The sequence below is a fragment of the Pseudomonas sp. F01002 genome, from assembly GCF_004402115.1.
GTDB lineage: Bacteria > Pseudomonadota > Gammaproteobacteria > Pseudomonadales > Pseudomonadaceae > Aquipseudomonas > Aquipseudomonas frigoris.
Genome location: NZ_SOPU01000021.1, coordinates 81,943 through 98,955 on the forward strand (window position 1 = coordinate 81,943; position 17,013 = coordinate 98,955).

Consider the following 17,013-nt stretch of genomic DNA (forward strand, 5'->3'; position numbering starts at 1 on the left):
GGTGCGACGATTCGACTTGCTCGCAAAAGCTGTAGACCAGCCAGCATCTCTGTTGAATGGAAAACCGTATTCGCGAGCAAGTCGAATCGTCGCACCGCCGCTCCCACATTTGTTTTGCGGTGGTTCACGGTTGAGCAAAGCCCGGAATTGGCTTTTGTTTGGAGCGGCCACGGAGCTGGCACCCTTGTTGCTAACACCTCACTACCCGCCGAGTGAGTGTCAAAAAATTGCGGGTCGCCAAAGACGTAGCTCGTCAAAGAGAGAGACCATGAGCCAAGGTANNNNTTGAATTCAATCGATTGATGCTGGACATGCGTTCCATGCAAATGGATGCCATGTCTGCGTCGAAATCGACTGCCGCTGTTCCTGAAGTGGGTGGCAGCAGCTTTTCCGACATGCTCGGTCAGGCCGTCAATAAAGTGAACGAGACGCAGCAGGCGTCCAGTCAGTTGGCCAGTGCCTTCGAGATCGGCAAGAGTGGCATCGACCTGACGGACGTGATGATTTCCTCGCAGAAGGCCAGCGTGTCTTTTCAAGCGTTGACCCAAGTACGCAACAAGCTGGTTCAGGCATACCAAGACATCATGCAGATGCCGGTTTAAGGACGAATTGAGTCATGGCAGAAGCAGTCGCCGATAATGTTCCGGCCAAGGCCACTCCAATAGACGGCAAGCCGCCGCTGTTCGGGTTGTCCTTCCTGGAAAACCTCTCCGAGATGACCATGTTGCGTCAGGTAGGCCTGTTGGTCGGCCTGGCTGCGAGCGTGGCGATTGGCTTTGCCGTGGTGTTGTGGTCCCAGCAGCCGGACTACCGGCCTCTGTACGGCAGCCTTGCCGGTATGGACGCCAAACAGGTCATGGATACCCTGGCCGCAGCCGACATTCCCTATACCGTTGAACCGAACTCCGGTGCCTTGCTGGTCAAGGCCGATGACCTGTCCCGTGCGCGAATCAAGCTCGCGGGCGCTGGTGTCACTCCCAGCGATGGCAACATCGGTTTTGAAATTCTCGACAAGGACCAGGGCCTGGGCACCAGCCAGTTCATGGAAGCGACCCGTTATCGTCGCGGTCTCGAAGGCGAACTGGCCCGCACCATTTCCAGCCTGAACAACGTCAAGGGTGCCCGCGTGCACCTGGCGATTCCGAAAAGTTCGGTGTTCGTGCGCGACGAGCGCAAGCCGAGCGCTTCGATTCTGGTGGAACTGTACTCCGGTCGCTCGCTGGAGCCTGGCCAAGTGCTGGCGATCATCAACCTGGTGGCCACCAGCGTTCCCGAACTCAGCAAATCCCAGATCACTGTCGTCGACCAGAAGGGCAACCTGCTGTCGGATCAGGCGGAAAATTCCGAACTGACCATGGCCGGCAAGCAATTCGATTACAGCCGTCGCATGGAAAGCATGCTGACTCAGCGCGTGCACAACATTCTGCAACCGGTGCTGGGCAACGATCGCTATAAAGCCGAAGTCTCGGCCGATGTGGATTTCAGTGCCGTCGAGTCGACCTCCGAGCAGTTCAATCCGGACCAGCCGGCGTTGCGCAGCGAGCAGTCGGTCAACGAACAACGTACCGCCAGCAATGGTCCGCAAGGTGTGCCGGGTGCCCTGAGCAACCAGCCGCCGTCGCCTGCCTCCGCACCGCAAACCACCGGTGGCGCTACCGCGTCGGCCGGCATGGTGCAGCCAGGCCAGCCACTTCTGGATGCCAACGGTCAGCAAATCATGGACCCGGCTACCGGCCAGCCTATGCTTGCACCGTACCCGGCGGACAAGCGTCAACAATCCACCAAGAACTTTGAACTCGACCGTTCCATCAGCCACACCAAACAACAGCAGGGCCGTTTGAATCGCCTCTCGGTGTCGGTGGTGGTGGACGACCAGGTCAAGATCAACGCGGCCAACGGTGAAACCACCCGTGCGCCGTGGACCGCCGATGAATTGGCGCGCTTCACTCGCCTGGTACAGGATGCCGTAGGCTTCGACGCCAGCCGTGGCGATAGCGTCAGCGTGATCAACATGCCGTTCTCCGCCGAGCGCGGTGAAGTGATTGCCGATATTCCGTTCTACTCCCAGCCGTGGTTCTGGGACATCGTCAAGCAAGTGCTGGGTGTCTTGTTCATCCTGGTGCTGGTGTTCGGTGTGCTGCGTCCGGTGCTCAACAACATCACCGGTGGCGGCAAAGACAAACAGCTGGCTGGTCTGGGCAGTGACGTCGAGTTGGGTGGCATGGGCGGACTGGACGGCGAACTGCGCAACGACCGCGTCAGTCTCGGTGGCCCGACCAGCATTCTGTTGCCGAGCCCGAGCGAAGGTTATGACGCACAATTGAACGCAATCAAGAGTCTGGTGGCAGAAGATCCGGGTCGCGTGGCCCAGGTCGTGAAAGAGTGGATTAACGCAGATGAGTGATAACCGAGCCGTTGCCGCCAAACTGACCAAGGTCGACAAAGCCGCGATTCTGCTGCTGTCCCTGGGGTCTACCGACGCCGCCCAAGTGCTGCGCCACATGGGGCCCAAAGAGGTCCAGCGTGTGGGTGTGGCCATGGCCCAGATGGGTAACGTGCACCGCGAGCAGGTCGAGCAGGTGATGAGCGAGTTCGTCGACATCGTCGGCGACCAGACCAGCCTCGGCGTCGGCTCCGATGACTACGTGCGCAAAATGCTCACGCAGGCCCTGGGCGAAGACAAGGCCAACGGCCTGATCGACCGGATCCTGCTGGGCGGCAACACCAGTGGCCTCGACAGCCTGAAGTGGATGGAACCGCGCGCCGTCGCCGACGTGATCCGTTACGAGCACCCGCAGATCCAGGCGATCGTGGTGGCGTATCTCGATCCGGACCAGGCGGGTGAAGTGCTCGGCAACTTCGACCACAAGGTGCGTCTGGACATTATTCTGCGGGTCTCCTCGCTGAATACCGTGCAGCCTGCGGCCCTGAAAGAACTCAACCAGATTCTCGAGAAGCAGTTCTCCGGCAACTCGAATGCCTCGCGCACCACCCTGGGTGGCATCAAGCGTGCGGCGGATATCATGAACTTCCTCGACAGCTCGATCGAAGGTCAGCTGATGGACTCGATCCGCGAAGTCGACGAAGACCTGTCCGGTCAGATCGAAGACCTCATGTTCGTGTTCAACAACCTGTCCGATGTCGACGATCGCGGTATTCAAGCGCTGCTGCGCGAAGTGTCTTCCGACGTGCTGGTGCTGGCCCTCAAGGGTTCGGACGAAGGCGTCAAAGAGAAAATCTTCAAGAACATGTCCAAACGGGCGGCCGAACTGTTGCGCGACGACCTCGAGGCCAAAGGCCCGGTGCGCGTCAGCGACGTGGAAACCGCGCAGAAAGAAATCCTCACCATTGCCCGCCGTATGGCCGAAGCCGGAGAAATCGTTCTCGGCGGGAAGGGCGGCGAAGAGATGATCTAAGGTCACTATGTCGTCCAAACATGATGAGTCCAACACCGACCTGATCCGGGGCAAGGACGTCGGTGGTTTCGATGTCTGGTCGCTGCCCAGTTTCGATCCGTTCGTGCCGGAACCTGAGCCGGAACCTGAGCCCGAGCCGCCGGAAATGGAAGAAGTGCCGCTGGATGAAGTCCAGCCACTGACCCTCGAAGAACTCGAAAGCATTCGCCAGGAGGCCTACAACGAAGGCTTCGCCACGGGCGAAAAAGAAGGTTTCCACAGCACCACGCTCAAGGTCCGTCAGGAAGCCGAGGTGGCCCTGGCCGCCAAGATTGCCGCTCTGGAGCAACTGATGGGCCATCTGTTCGAGCCTATCGCCGAGCAGGACACCTTGATCGAAAAGTCCCTGGTCGACCTGGTGCAGCACATTACCAAACAGGTGATTCAGCGAGAACTCGCCATCGACTCGACGCAGATCGAACACGTCATGCGCGAGGCCCTCAAGCTCTTGCCGCTGGGTGTGGGCAATGTGCGGCTGTACATCAATCCGCAAGATTTCGAACAGGTCAAAGCCCTGCGCGAACGCCATGAAGAAACCTGGCGCATCGTCGAGGACGAGGCGTTGTTGCCCGGCGGTTGCCGGGTCGAGACTGAACACAGCCGCATCGACGCCACGGTCGAAACCCGCGTTGCGCGGGTCATGGACAAGCTCTTCGATCAGTTGCACGAACAGGCCTTGCACCCGGCCGAACCGGATCTGAGCCTGGAGCTGCCGATCAGCGACAAGCCAGCGGTCGTGCCGGTCGAACCTGAACTGGACGTTCCCGATGCGCCTTGATCGCACCAGCTTCGCCAAGCGCCTCGGCAGCTACGCCGAGGCCACGGAACTGGAAGGCGCGCCGATCCTTGAAGGCCGCTTGCTGCGCATGGTCGGCCTGACCCTCGAGGCCGAGGGCTTGCGCGCCGCCATGGGCAGCCGCTGCATGGTCATCAACGACGACAGTTATCACCCGGTGCAGGTCGAAGCCGAAGTCATGGGCTTCTCCGGCAGCAAGGTGTTTCTCATGCCGGTCGGCAGCGTTGCCGGCATCGCTCCCGGTGCCCGTGTGGTTCCTCTGGCTGATACCGGCCGCTTGCCGATGGGCATGAGCATGCTCGGGCGGGTACTTGATGGCGCCGGTCGCGCGCTGGACGGCAAGGGTGGGATGAAGGCCGAAGATTGGGTGCCGATGGACGGCCCGACCATCAACCCGCTCAAGCGCGAACCGATCAGCGAGCCGCTGGACGTTGGCATTCGCAGCATCAACGGTTTGTTGACGGTCGGTCGCGGTCAGCGTTTGGGTCTGTTCGCCGGTACTGGCGTGGGCAAGAGTGTGCTGCTGGGCATGATGACCCGCTTCACCGAGGCCGACATCATCGTCGTCGGGCTGATCGGTGAGCGGGGTCGTGAAGTTAAAGAATTCATCGAGCACATCCTCGGTGAAGAAGGCCTCAAGCGTTCGGTCGTGGTGGCGTCCCCGGCGGACGATGCTCCGTTGATGCGTCTGCGCGCGGCGATGTACTGCACGCGAATCGCCGAGTATTTCCGCGACAAGGGCAAGAACGTCCTGTTGCTCATGGACTCCCTGACCCGTTTCGCCCAGGCTCAGCGTGAAATCGCTCTGGCGATCGGCGAGCCGCCAGCGACCAAGGGCTATCCGCCATCGGTGTTCGCCAAACTGCCGAAACTGGTGGAGCGGGCCGGTAATGCGGAGAAGGGCGGCGGTTCGATCACCGCGTTCTACACCGTACTCTCCGAAGGCGATGATCAGCAGGATCCGATTGCCGACGCCGCACGAGGCGTGCTCGACGGGCACATCGTGCTGTCCCGGCGCCTCGCCGAGGAAGGTCATTACCCGGCCATCGATATCGAAGCGTCCATCAGCCGGGTCATGCCGTCGGTGGTTACGCCGGAACACATGATGCGCGCCCAGTATTTCAAGCAACTGTGGTCGCGGTATCAGCAGAGTCGCGACTTGATTAGCGTCGGCGCCTATGTGGCCGGTGGTGATCGGGAAACCGACCTGGCGATCTCCCTGCAGCCGCAGCTGGTGAAATACCTGCGCCAGGGCCTGAACGACAGCATCAGCCTGGGCGAAAGCGAAGCCTATCTCGGCACGATTTTCGCTCCTGCGGCCGGCGGCTAACCGGCCATGGCCCAGAGCCGAGCCTCGCGTCTGGCCCCCGTGGTCGAAATGGCCGAAAAGGCCGAGAAAACCGCGGTCCTGCGTCTGGGGCACTTTCAGGGGCAAGTCCGTCTGGCCGAAAGCAAGCTCGCCGACCTCGAAGCCTTTCGTCTCGATTATCAAGAGCAATGGATCGTGCGCGGCAGCAGTGGCGTGTCTGGCCAATGGCTGCTGGGTTATCAAGGCTTCCTGGCGCAACTGGGGACCGCCATCGACCAGCAGCGACAAAGCCTGGTATGGCATCAAAACAACCTGAACAAGGCGCGGGAATCCTGGCAACAGGCGTTTGCACGGGTCGAAGGCTTGCGCAAACTGGTGTTGCGCTACATGGATGAGGCGCGGCGGCTGGAAGACCGGCGTGAGCAAAAGCTGCTGGATGAGTTGTCCCAGCGGTTGCCGCGTCAGGATCCTTATTGAGTGGTGCCTTCGAAAAGATCGCAGCCTGCGGCAGCTCCATTGACTGCGTGCAAACCCGGTTCTGTAGGAGCTGCCGCAGGCTGCGATCTTTTGATCTTGCTCCAGCCCCAGCCAAGTGCTAAACCTTGTACACGTACGTTCACCAATGACAAGGAAGCCGTTAAATGCCAGTTGTTACAGAAGTCTCCCAAGATGGGCAAAAGCTGACGATATCGGTCAAGGGACGATTCGATTTCGCCAAGCATCAGGAATTTCGCGAGTCCTACGAAAATCTTCAGCCAAAACCCGAGTCCTTCGAAGTAGATCTGAAAGACGCCACCTACCTCGACAGTTCAGCGCTCGGCATGCTGTTGCTACTGCGTGATCACGCTGGCGGCGAGAATGCCGAGATCACGTTGACCAACGCTAATGCAGATGTGCGCAAGATCCTCGCCATCTCCAACTTCGAACAAATCTTCGACGTGGCGTGACCGCCATGCAGTCCTTGTTCGAACCGCTGACGATCCTGATCGCCGAAGACAGCGCGGCCGATCGCATGCTGCTGTCGACCATCGTTCGTCGTCAGGGGCATGAGGTGCTGACGGCCGCCAACGGTGCCGAAGCCGTTGACGCGTTTCGCCAGCAGCGACCGCAACTGGTGCTCATGGACGCGATGATGCCGGTGATGGACGGTTTCGAGGCGGCGCGGCAAATCAAGGTGTTGGCAGGGGAAACCCTGGTGCCGATCATCTTCCTCACCTCGCTGACCGAAAGCGAAGCGCTGGCCCGCTGTCTGGAGGCCGGTGGCGACGACTTTCTGGCAAAACCCTACAACCAGGTGATCCTCGCCGCCAAGATCAAGGCGATGGACCGCTTGCGGCGGTTGCAGGCCACGGTGTTGCAGCAGCGCGACCAGATCGCCAGGCACCACGAGTACCTGCTCAACGAGCAGCGGGTGGCCAAAGCCGTGTTCGACAAGGTGGCCCACTCCGGCTGCCTGAGTGCACCGAATATTCGCTACCTGCAATCGCCCTATGCGTTGTTCAACGGCGATCTGCTGCTGGCCGCGTTTACCCCGGCCGGCGACATGCACGTGCTGCTCGGCGATTTTACCGGTCATGGTTTGCCGGCCGCGGTCGGTGCCATGCCCCTGGCCGAAGTTTTCTATGGGATGACCGCCAAGGGTTACGGCCTGGCCGAAACCCTGCGCGAGATGAATGCCAAGCTCAAGCGCATCCTGCCGGTGGACATGTTCTGTTGTGCAACGCTGCTGTGCCTGAGTTTTCAGCGACGCTCGGTGGAGGTCTGGAACGGCGGAATGCCGGACGGTTACCTGCACAGCATCGCCAGCGGTGAGCGCACGCCGCTGACGGCTCGGCATTTGCCGCTCGGCGTGCTGAGCCCGCAATCCTTTGATGATCGCACCGAGGTGTTTCCGATGGCGGTCGGGGATCGGGTCTTCCTGTTGTCCGACGGGGTGATCGATACCTGCGATGCCAACGAACAGTTGTTTGGTGTGGAGCGATTGCAGCAGGTATTTGCGGCCAATCGTCAACCTGATGAGTTGTTCGAAGAGATCGAGCAGGCGTTGCGGGACTTTCGCGGCGAGGCCCGTGATGACGTGAGCATGGTCGAGGTCAGTCTGCTGGAGGCCGCACAACTGAGCCCGCCGGCGCTGGTGTATTCCGACAGTGGTCAGTCCTGCCCGCTGGACTGGTCAGTGAGTTTCGAATTTCGCGCCGCCACGCTCAAACGCTTCAATCCGCTGCCGTATCTTCTGCAATTGCTGCTTGAGGTCCACGGTCTGCGGGCCCAGAGCGGGGCGCTCTACAGTGTTTTGGCCGAACTGTATTCCAATGCCCTGGAGCATGGAGTGCTGGGGCTGGATTCGAGTCTCAAGCGCGATGCCTCGGGTTTCACCCGCTATTATCAACAGCGCAATACACGCCTGGACGCGTTGCAGGACGGCTTCGTGCGGGTGCATTTGCAGGTGACACCCAAGGGCCAGGGCGGGTGCCTGACTGTTCGGGTTGAAGACAGCGGCAAGGGTTTCGATGTAGCGCGGGTGATGGAGCGGCCCGTCGATGGTGTCCGTCTGTCGGGACGTGGCGTCAGTCTGATCCGTCAACTGGGCCACAATGCGAGTTGGTCCGACAATGGTCGAAGTGCCCGCGTGGAGTTTTTCTGGGAGGCTCTGGCATAATCCACGCATTCTTGATCAAGGAGTGAGCAAGTGGCTGACACACACCTGGACCGCGACGTGCTGAACGCGTTGCAAGAGGTCATGGAGGATGAGTATCCGACGTTGCTGGATACCTTTCTCGCCGATTCCGAAGAGCGTTTACGCATCTTGCGAGAGGCTGAAGATGCTGCGCAACTCATGAATGCCGCCCATAGTTTCAAGGGCAGCAGCAGCAACATGGGCGCCATTCGCCTGGCTGAGTTGTGCCATGAGCTGGAGCAGCGCGCCAAGCAAAAAAACCTCGCTGGCATCGAAAAGCTGATCGGGGAAATTGATGACGAATTTGCCATCGTCCGGCCTCTCTATGAGGCGGAGCGTCAGCGTTCTCTCTCTGCCAATGAGACCGTCCGGCGCTTTTAGCGCCTGTCACTCAAACCTGGCGCGACCTTTGCAATAATCTCCGTCAACTGTACCTACGATCCCAGTGCCGCGGAGACCGTTCCATGCCCGTTACCCCCAATATGCTTCTTCAGGCCGCCGCGCAGGCCAAGACTCAAGTCGCTTGCGCCAATACACCGGCGCTGGCCGCTGAGCCTGGGGACAAGGCATCCAGCTTCGCTCAGGTCTACGCCGATCAAGCCCGGAACAAACCCTCTGCGGTGGGTGATGGATCGGCCAAGCCTATACGAGATAAAGCGTCGGACAGCCCCGACAAAAAGGACGTCAGCAACGACACGTCTGCCGCCCCGGAACCTGCGGTTGCCGATAGCGGCAAATCCTTGCCCGCCGATAAGCCGGCGCAGGCTGAGGACGAGGCTGCCAGCGATGACGGCTCGGATACTGCGCAGACGCCGGTTGCCGATGCCGCGCCCGTTGACCCGACGCTGGATCCTGCGTTGATGCAGGCAGTACAACCTGCGGTGCCAGCGCCGGTACCGGCAGCTCCGCCCGTTGTAGTCGCCCCACAACCGCAGGTCGAGGTGGCTGTGACGGCGGCAACGACTCCGGTTGTTGCAAGCACTGACACCGATTTCGATCCCGAAGCCGATCCCCTCGACGCACTGCCTGCCGTGCGCATGGCCATGGAGCAGAGCGGGCACGTTTCCGCTTCCAGTCAGGCCCAGCCCAAAGCGGCACCGACCTCGGCCCAGGCCCAGGCCGACGGCGAGTCAATCTCGGCGCAGACCTTCGCCGCCGGCATGGCGAGCATGCTCGATGTGCAAGCCGACAAGGACAGCACCGGCCAGGGCGGCGACAAGGCCTTTGGTGGTCTTATCGATGACGGTCTCAAGGACCTGAAGTCCGCGAGTAGCGATACTCGGGTCGACGATTTCGCCAACCGTCTGGCGGCACTGACCCAGGCGGCCACTCCGAAAACCGCGAACGCACTGCCGGTGAATCAACCGATCGCCATGCATCAGAGCGGCTGGACCGAAGAAGTCGTGAACCGGGTCATGTACCTGTCCAGTACCAATCTCAAGGCCGCCGACATCCAGTTGCAACCGGCCGAACTGGGGCGCCTGGACATTCGGGTGAACATGGTTCCGGATCAGCAGACCCAAGTGACGTTCATGAGCGCCCATCCAAGTGTTCGCGAAGCGCTGGACGGGCAGATGCATCGCTTGCGTGACATGTTTGCGCAGCAGGGCATGGGCCAGGTCGACGTCAATGTGTCCGACCAGTCCCGTGGCTGGCAAGGTCAGGGGCAGGAACAGGCTCAACAGGGTCAAAGCCAGGGTGGACGCACCAACGCCAGCGGTGGTCGCCTCGATTCGATGGACGAAGAGCTTCCGGCCAGCATTGCCGAAGTAGCGGCCAGCGCGACCAGCGTGATTGGCTCCAGCGCCGTCGATTATTACGCCTGATAATTCGCGGCGCCCCCTAAAAGATCGCAGCCTTTGGCAGCTCCTACAGGATGTACACATTCCAATGTAGGAGCTGCCGAAGGCTGCGATCTTTTGATTTTCGGCCTCAACCAGCCACAGCCCATTTTCCTTCAGACACTTCTGGCATAACACTTGCTCTTGCCTTGCCGTGCGACTGTGAAAACCCGAATAGTGACGGATTATTGGCATGGCGAAGAGCGAAGCAGCAGTAAAAGACCCCGCAACCAAAGGCAAACTCAAGCTGATCATTGTGATCGTGGTGGCCCTGCTGCTGGCGATCGGTTTGTCCGTGGGAGCGACCTGGTTCTTCATGCACAGCGCCCAGAGCAAGCCTGCCGCCGCGGCTGAAACCGCCCCGGTCGGCAAGCAGCCAGCGATTTTCGAGCCCATGGCTCCGGCCTTCGTGGCCAATTACAACCAGAACGGTCGTCAGCGCTACATGCAGGTGAGCATCACCATGCAGGGTCGCGATCAGGCCGATCTGGAAGCGCTCAAAGTCCACATGCCCGTCATCCGCAATAACCTGGTCATGCTGTTCTCCGGGCAGGACTTCGCTACCTTGGCGTCGCCGGTCGGCCAGGAAATGTTGCGTCAGAAAGCCACGGCCAGCGTCCAGGAAGTGGCGCAGAAAGAACTCGGCAAAGTGGTCATCGAACAGTTGCTTTTCACTAATTTCGTACTGCAGTAGGAACACGACATGGCCGTGCAGGACCTGCTGTCCCAGGATGAGATCGATGCGCTGTTGCATGGCGTCGACGATGGTCTGGTACAGACCGATACCGCTGCTGAACCCGGCAGTGTCAAAAGCTACGACCTGACCAGTCAGGATCGCATCGTCCGTGGACGCATGCCGACCCTGGAGATGATCAACGAGCGTTTCGCCCGATACACCCGCATCAGCATGTTCAACATGCTGCGCCGCTCGGCGGATGTTGCCGTCGGTGGCGTGCAGGTGATGAAGTTCGGCGAATACGTGCACTCGCTGTACGTGCCGACCAGCCTCAACCTGGTCAAGATCAAGCCGTTGCGCGGCACCGCGTTGTTCATCCTCGACGCCAAACTGGTGTTCAAACTGGTGGACAACTTCTTCGGCGGCGACGGCCGTCACGCGAAGATCGAAGGGCGTGAATTCACCCCCACCGAATTGCGTGTAGTGCGCATGGTGCTGGAGCAGGCCTTCGTCGATTTGAAGGAAGCCTGGCAGGCGATCATGGAAGTGAACTTCGAGTACATCAACTCGGAAGTGAACCCGGCCATGGCCAATATCGTCGGCCCGAGCGAAGCGATTGTGGTGTCGACCTTCCACATCGAACTCGATGGCGGTGGCGGCGACCTGCACGTGACCATGCCGTACTCGATGATCGAACCTGTACGCGAAATGCTCGACGCCGGCTTCCAGTCGGACCTCGACGATCAGGACGAACGCTGGGTCAACGCCTTGCGCCAGGACGTGCTGGACGTTGACGTACCGATCGGTGCCACGGTTGCCCGTCGCCAGTTGCGCCTGCGGGACATTCTGCACATGCAGCCGGGGGACATTATCCCGGTCGAGATGCCTGAAGAGATGATCATGCGCGCCAACGGCGTGCCTGCGTTCAAGGTCAAGATGGGGTCGCACAAAGGCAACCTCGCGTTGCAAGTGATCGAGCCGATCGAGCGCCGCTGACCGGCGCTCCAAACCCCCTGTGCTTTTAACTGACGGCTCCTGATTGAATGGATGCCCGCCGAGGAAAAATTGATGGCTAACGATATGAACACCCAGGACGACCAGGCGCTGGCCGATGAATGGGCTGCGGCCCTGGAAGAAACCGGCGACGCCGGGCAGGACGACATCGACGCCTTACTGGCCGCCGACGCCGCCAGTTCGCCGTCCAACCGTCTGCCGATGGAAGAGTTCGGCAGCGTGCCGAAAAACAACGAACCGGTCACCCTCGACGGTCCGAACCTGGACGTGATTCTCGATATCCCGGTGTCGATTTCCATGGAAGTCGGCAGCACTGATATCAACATCCGTAACCTGCTGCAGCTTAACCAGGGTTCGGTGATCGAGCTCGATCGTCTGGCCGGTGAGCCGCTGGACGTGCTGGTCAACGGCACGCTCATCGCTCACGGTGAAGTAGTGGTGGTCAACGAGAAGTTCGGCATCCGCCTGACTGACGTGATCAGCCCAAGCGAACGCATCAAGAAGTTGCGCTGAGTGAAAAAGGTTCTCGGGGTTTTGCTCGCCTTGCCGTTCAACGTTCTGGCTGCCGAGCCGGTAGCGACCGCTACTGCGGCCGCTGCACCCGCGGTCAGCAGCGGTGTGACCGGGCAATTGACGCAGTTGGTGTTCGGTTTGCTGCTGGTGCTGGGGTTGATCTTCTTCCTCGCCTGGTTGCTGCGTCGGGTGCAACAGGCCGGACCAGCCGGCAAGGGGCAGGTGATCGAGCTGATCGGTTCCCGCGCGCTTGGCCCTCGCGACCGATTGATGCTGGTGCAGGTCGGCAACGAGCAGATTCTGCTTGGCTTGAGCCCCGGCACCATCACCGCGTTGCACGTGCTCAAGGAGCCGGTGCAAGTGCCCAGCGGTACTGAAAAAGCGACCCCCGAGTTTGCCCAGCGCCTGATGGAGCTGATGGGCAAGGATCAGAAGGATAAGAAGTAATGGGTGCGCTACGCATCATCTTGACGCTGGCCCTGATGCTGGCCGCGCCACTGGCGTTCGCCGCCGATCCGTTATCGATCCCGGCAATCACCCTGGGCACCAATGCCGCCGGCGCTCAGGAATACTCAGTCAGTCTGCAAATCCTGCTGATCATGACGGCGCTGAGTTTTATCCCGGCGTTCGTCATGCTGATGACCAGTTTCACCCGGATCATCATCGTCTTTTCGATCCTGCGTCAGGCCCTCGGCCTGCAGCAGACACCGTCTAACCAGATCCTCACGGGCATGGCGCTGTTTTTGACCTTGTTCATCATGGCGCCGGTATTCGACCGCGTTAATCAGGATGCCTTGCAGCCGTATCTGGCGGAAAAACTCACCGCTCAAGATGCCGTGGCCAAGGCGCAGGTGCCGATCAAGGATTTCATGCTCGCCCAGACTCGCAGCAGCGATCTGGAGTTGTTCATGCGCTTGTCCAAACGCACTGATATCGCGTCGCCGGATCAGGCGCCGCTGACGATTCTTGTTCCCGCGTTCGTCACCTCCGAGCTGAAAACCGCGTTCCAGATTGGCTTCATGATCTTCATTCCGTTCTTGATCATCGACCTGGTCGTGGCCAGTGTGCTGATGGCCATGGGTATGATGATGCTCTCGCCGCTGATCATTTCCCTGCCATTCAAGATCATGCTGTTCGTGCTGGTGGATGGCTGGGCGTTGATCATCGGTACGCTGGCGAGCAGCTTCGGCGGAGTATCGCCATGACGCCAGAAGTTGCGGTAGACATCTTCCGGGAAGCGCTGTGGCTGACCACCATGATGGTTGCCGTGCTGGTGATTCCGAGTTTGCTTGTGGGCCTGCTGGTGGCGATGTTCCAGGCCGCGACCCAGATCAACGAACAGACCCTGAGCTTCCTGCCGCGCTTGCTGGTGATGCTGGTGACATTGATCGTCGCTGGTCCGTGGCTGGTACAGACCTTCATGGAATACATCCTGCAGTTGTACGGCAGTATTCCTCAGGTCATCGGCTAAACCATGTCGCTGCTCCAGCTGACCGATACCCAGATCAGTACCTGGGTGGCGACGTTCATGCTGCCGCTGTTTCGTATCGGTGCCTTGCTGATGGTCATGCCGGTTTTCGGTACGACTCTGGTGCCCACGCGAGTGCGCCTTTATTTCGCCGTCGCGATCACGGTAGTGATTGCCCCCGGGTTGCCGCCGATGCCGCCGGTCAACGCGCTGGACTTGAGCGGGCTGCTGCTGATCGCCGAGCAGATCCTCGTCGGTGCAGTGCTGGGTTTCTCTTTGCAGCTATTCTTCCAGGCCTTTGTGGTCGCCGGGCAGATCGTCTCCATTCAGATGGGCATGGGCTTCGCTTCGATGGTCGACCCCACCAACGGCGTTTCGGTGGCGGTGATCGGGCAGTTCTTCACCATGCTGGTGACGCTGTTGTTCCTGTCGATGAATGGCCATCTTGTGGTGTTCGAAATCCTCACCGAAAGCTTCACTACGCTGCCGGTCGGTAGCGGGTTGATGGTCAATCATTTCTGGGAGCTGGCCGGCAAGCTCGGCTGGGTCCTCGGCGCCGCGCTGTTGCTGGTGTTGCCGGCGATCACTGCGTTGCTGGTGGTCAACATTGCGTTTGGCATCATGACCCGGGCGGCGCCACAGCTGAACATCTTCTCCATCGGCTTCCCGCTGACCCTGGTGCTCGGGCTGTTCATTGTCTGGGTCGGGCTGGCGGACATCATCAATCAGTATCAACCGCTGGCCTCCGAGGCCTTGCAGTTGTTACGCGAACTGGCACGGGCGCGCTGAGCCATGGCTGAGAGCGAAAGCGGTCAGGACAAAACAGAAGACCCCACGGAGAAGCGCAAAAGGGAATCTCGCGAGAAAGGCGAAATTGCGCGCTCCAAAGAGCTCAACACGCTGGCGATCATGTTGGCGGGTTCCGGTGCGCTGTTGATTTTCGGCGGGGCGCTGGCGCAAGACTTGATGGAATTGATGCGGCAGAATTTCTCCCTGTCGCGTGAAGTCATTCTCGATCAGCGCTCCATGAGCACTTACCTGTTGAGTTCAGGGTTGACAGCCTTGCTGGCGATTCAGCCGATCATGATCACCCTGGTGCTGGCAGCGTTGATCGGGCCGATCTCCCTGGGTGGATGGCTATTCGCGGCGGGTTCCCTGGCACCGAAATTCAGTCGGATGAACCCTGCCGCCGGCCTCAAGCGAATGTTTTCGTTCAAGGCTGTGGCGGAGCTGCTTAAGGCGTTCGCGAAGTTTTTGATCATCCTGGCCGTGGCCCTGCAGGTGTTATCGTCAGACATCGATGACCTGATACGCATCGCCCACGAACCGTTGGAGCTGGCAGTCATTCACTGCCTGCAGGTTGTGGGCTGGAGTACGTTATGGATGTCCTGTGGGTTAATCATCATCGCCGCGGTGGACGTGCCGGTGCAGCTTTGGGAAAGCCACAAGAAACTGCTGATGACCAAGCAGGAAATTCGTGACGAGCATAAGGATCAGGAAGGACGACCGGAGGTTAAACAACGGATTCGCCAACTGCAGCGCGAAATGTCCCAGCGCCGGATGATGGCGGCGATTCCCGACGCCGATGTGGTGATCACCAACCCGACTCACTACGCCGTAGCGCTCAAGTACGATCCGGAAAAGGGTGGGGCGCCGATGCTGATCGCCAAGGGCAGCGACTTCCTGGCCTTGAAGATCCGTGAAATCGCGGTGGCCAACGAAGTGCTGCTGCTTGAGTCACCGGCACTGGCGCGTTCGATCTACTACTCCACCGAACTTGATCAGGAAATCCCTGGCGGGCTCTACCTTGCCGTCGCCCAGGTGCTCGCTTACGTCTATCAGATCCGCCAGCACCGCGCCGGCAAGGGTAAACGCCCGGATCCGCTTAAGGATGATTTGCCGATTCCGCCGGATTTGCGGCGCGATTCCTGATTCTGCGCTCGGCTACCGTCTGTCCGAAACTCATGCATACCTGTTAGTTCTGACAGTGGACAGGCAGCCCCTCCTCACGCTCTTATGCCCGTGGGAATTTCTCCTGATCGATCCCTCGCAGTTGCGGCTCTGATCATTTGATGCGAGCGCCAGGGATCGGTGTTTACGTCAGATCTTCGAGGGGGAAATCATGGTAAAGCTTGAATATCGAAAGCTGGAAGGAATGGACGTAGAGTTTGTCTCGGGGAGGCTGGAGGAAAACCCTCGCGAGCGTGCGATTGGCTACACCGTTGTTTTCAAGTTGAAACTCGACTTCACGCATTTTGTACAAATGGCCAGCCAGTATATTCCGGGCTATTTGAATGAACCGACGAATGCGATCAGGCCTGAACTGGGCGGTCTTGCTTACCATCACACCTATAATTACTTTTTTAGCGCGGCCGGAAAAATCGATAGCAGCGAAAAGTTGTTCGATATCTTTGCGCGTCCTGATTTTTATATGGAGGACTGGATAAACGAGGCGCTGGAAAGGCGCTATCGCAAGCCAGAATTCGCAATAGTTGACGGGGCGCTGCTCATTACTGCACGGCAGGATTTTCGCTGGGAGGATCCTGGGCGCCAGATCAAGATCGAAGATCTGCCGATCACAACCTTCCACTGGGCGCTGAGTCTGATCGAGACAGTAGGAAAGGTACCTGAAAGCATCTACCCTGTTACGAAGGTGGTTCTTATGTACACCCACGAGGATGTGGTGGAGGTCGAAGGCGTTCCAATGCTCAGGGGCATGCGCAACATCGATGGCAAAAAACTGAAGTTTGGTGCAATCACCGACAAGCAGGTTCTGACCGCAAGTTGATCAATCAAGTCTCCTTCTGTAGCAGCTGCCGAGCCTGCGAGGCTGCGTTCGAGCCGGGGTCGCGCTCGACCGAAGTCCTCGCATAGGCGTACGACTGCTGCGCCCGAGCGCGGACCGAGCCGGACGCAGCCTCGCGGGCTCGGCAGCTGCTACAAAAGCTCAATGAAACCCTCTATTTCTTGTCTCTGCAAAAGTTGGAAGGCTTCTTGCGGTAGCGGCTCTGGAAATCCAGGGACAGACCACGTTCTCTAAAGCAAAGACTCAACGTCGAAATCAGTCGCTTTCTTCGGCCGTCCTGACCGTGGAGCATCACCACCCGCGTGGAGGCCACGTTCAGCGCCAGTCGCAACAGGGGCGCCACCAGCAGAATGGTCGGGAACACCGCGAAATCCAGCGGCCGCAACGCGTAAACACAGACCAGCAAGACGACAATCGACAACGCGATGTTGAAGGTGAAGAACACGTCCAGCAGGAAC

The 17,013-nt window shown here is 59.6% G+C and carries 19 protein-coding genes and 2 pseudogenes; 20 read left to right on the forward strand and 1 reads right to left on the reverse strand.

Features of this window, described 5'->3' with window-relative positions; genetic code table 11:
- From E3W21_RS31445 to E3W21_RS18610, 20 genes and pseudogenes are all read left to right on the forward strand, one after another.
- Nucleotides 1-216 (forward strand): annotated as a pseudogene (locus tag E3W21_RS31445) (hypothetical protein); the annotation flags it as partial.
- 86 nt (nucleotides 217-302) lie between these two features.
- On the forward strand, nucleotides 303-602 hold the full coding sequence (gene fliE / locus E3W21_RS18520; RefSeq protein ID WP_134421381.1) for a flagellar hook-basal body complex protein FliE: 300 nt from the start codon (nucleotides 303-305) through the stop codon (nucleotides 600-602).
- Nucleotides 603-616: 14 nt separating this feature from the next.
- Nucleotides 617-2,404, forward strand: a complete 1,788-nt coding sequence (fliF, locus tag E3W21_RS18525; RefSeq protein WP_134421382.1) for a flagellar basal-body MS-ring/collar protein FliF — start codon at nucleotides 617-619, stop codon at nucleotides 2,402-2,404.
- Entirely contained in the window at nucleotides 2,397-3,416 is a 1,020-nt protein-coding gene (fliG, locus tag E3W21_RS18530; RefSeq protein ID WP_007894195.1) for a flagellar motor switch protein FliG, read from the forward strand. Before fliF ends, fliG begins: the two co-directional genes overlap by 8 nt.
- A 7-nt stretch (nucleotides 3,417-3,423) precedes the next feature.
- The gene (gene fliH, locus E3W21_RS18535; RefSeq protein ID WP_134421383.1) at nucleotides 3,424-4,233 is read left to right on the forward strand and encodes a flagellar assembly protein FliH; all 810 of its coding nucleotides are present in this window, start codon (nucleotides 3,424-3,426) and stop codon (nucleotides 4,231-4,233) included.
- Nucleotides 4,223-5,581: a flagellar protein export ATPase FliI gene (fliI, locus tag E3W21_RS18540; protein ID WP_046046383.1), complete on the forward strand. Its 1,359-nt coding sequence runs from the start codon at nucleotides 4,223-4,225 to the stop codon at nucleotides 5,579-5,581. The genes fliH and fliI overlap by 11 nt, the downstream gene beginning before the upstream one ends.
- A 6-nt stretch (nucleotides 5,582-5,587) precedes the next feature.
- The gene (fliJ, locus tag E3W21_RS18545) at nucleotides 5,588-6,037 is read left to right on the forward strand and encodes a flagellar export protein FliJ (protein WP_033055981.1); all 450 of its coding nucleotides are present in this window, start codon (nucleotides 5,588-5,590) and stop codon (nucleotides 6,035-6,037) included.
- 164 nt (nucleotides 6,038-6,201) lie between these two features.
- Nucleotides 6,202-6,507: an STAS domain-containing protein gene (locus E3W21_RS18550; RefSeq protein ID WP_008151067.1), complete on the forward strand. Its 306-nt coding sequence runs from the start codon at nucleotides 6,202-6,204 to the stop codon at nucleotides 6,505-6,507.
- A gap of 5 nt (nucleotides 6,508-6,512) precedes the next feature.
- Nucleotides 6,513-8,219 carry a fused response regulator/phosphatase gene (locus tag E3W21_RS18555; RefSeq protein ID WP_134421384.1) on the forward strand — a complete coding sequence of 569 codons (1,707 nt, stop codon included), beginning with the start codon at nucleotides 6,513-6,515 and terminating at the stop codon, nucleotides 8,217-8,219.
- Nucleotides 8,220-8,249: 30 nt separating this feature from the next.
- On the forward strand, nucleotides 8,250-8,618 hold the full coding sequence (locus E3W21_RS18560) for an Hpt domain-containing protein (RefSeq protein WP_129442181.1): 369 nt from the start codon (nucleotides 8,250-8,252) through the stop codon (nucleotides 8,616-8,618).
- A gap of 83 nt (nucleotides 8,619-8,701) precedes the next feature.
- Nucleotides 8,702-10,063, forward strand: a complete 1,362-nt coding sequence (locus E3W21_RS18565) for a flagellar hook-length control protein FliK (RefSeq protein ID WP_134421385.1) — start codon at nucleotides 8,702-8,704, stop codon at nucleotides 10,061-10,063.
- A 208-nt stretch (nucleotides 10,064-10,271) separates the two neighbouring features.
- Nucleotides 10,272-10,772 carry a flagellar basal body-associated protein FliL gene (gene fliL / locus E3W21_RS18570; protein WP_129442185.1) on the forward strand — a complete coding sequence of 167 codons (501 nt, stop codon included), beginning with the start codon at nucleotides 10,272-10,274 and terminating at the stop codon, nucleotides 10,770-10,772.
- Between the two features lie 9 nt (nucleotides 10,773-10,781).
- On the forward strand, nucleotides 10,782-11,750 hold the full coding sequence (gene fliM / locus E3W21_RS18575; RefSeq protein ID WP_008024584.1) for a flagellar motor switch protein FliM: 969 nt from the start codon (nucleotides 10,782-10,784) through the stop codon (nucleotides 11,748-11,750).
- A gap of 51 nt (nucleotides 11,751-11,801) precedes the next feature.
- A complete protein-coding gene (gene fliN, locus E3W21_RS18580; RefSeq protein WP_371927111.1) occupies nucleotides 11,802-12,281 on the forward strand; it encodes a flagellar motor switch protein FliN in 480 nt (159 codons plus the stop codon).
- Nucleotides 12,282-12,728 (forward strand): flagellar biosynthetic protein FliO, encoded by a 447-nt coding sequence (fliO, locus tag E3W21_RS18585; protein WP_134421386.1) that lies wholly within the window; start codon nucleotides 12,282-12,284, stop codon nucleotides 12,726-12,728.
- The gene (fliP, locus tag E3W21_RS18590) at nucleotides 12,728-13,486 is read left to right on the forward strand and encodes a flagellar type III secretion system pore protein FliP (RefSeq protein WP_134421387.1); all 759 of its coding nucleotides are present in this window, start codon (nucleotides 12,728-12,730) and stop codon (nucleotides 13,484-13,486) included. The genes fliO and fliP overlap by 1 nt, the downstream gene beginning before the upstream one ends.
- Nucleotides 13,483-13,752 carry a flagellar biosynthesis protein FliQ gene (fliQ, locus tag E3W21_RS18595; RefSeq protein ID WP_007948918.1) on the forward strand — a complete coding sequence of 90 codons (270 nt, stop codon included), beginning with the start codon at nucleotides 13,483-13,485 and terminating at the stop codon, nucleotides 13,750-13,752. The genes fliP and fliQ overlap by 4 nt, the downstream gene beginning before the upstream one ends.
- A gap of 3 nt (nucleotides 13,753-13,755) precedes the next feature.
- A complete protein-coding gene (gene fliR / locus E3W21_RS18600) occupies nucleotides 13,756-14,538 on the forward strand; it encodes a flagellar biosynthetic protein FliR (RefSeq protein ID WP_134421388.1) in 783 nt (260 codons plus the stop codon).
- Between the two features lie 3 nt (nucleotides 14,539-14,541).
- Nucleotides 14,542-15,681 (forward strand): flagellar biosynthesis protein FlhB, encoded by a 1,140-nt coding sequence (gene flhB, locus E3W21_RS18605; protein WP_129442195.1) that lies wholly within the window; start codon nucleotides 14,542-14,544, stop codon nucleotides 15,679-15,681.
- Nucleotides 15,682-15,871: 190 nt separating this feature from the next.
- Nucleotides 15,872-16,537 carry a hypothetical protein gene (locus tag E3W21_RS18610; RefSeq protein ID WP_134421389.1) on the forward strand — a complete coding sequence of 222 codons (666 nt, stop codon included), beginning with the start codon at nucleotides 15,872-15,874 and terminating at the stop codon, nucleotides 16,535-16,537.
- A gap of 289 nt (nucleotides 16,538-16,826) precedes the next feature.
- Here E3W21_RS18610 and E3W21_RS18615 read toward each other — a convergent pair.
- Nucleotides 16,827-17,013 (reverse strand): annotated as a pseudogene (locus tag E3W21_RS18615) (FHIPEP family type III secretion protein); the annotation flags it as partial.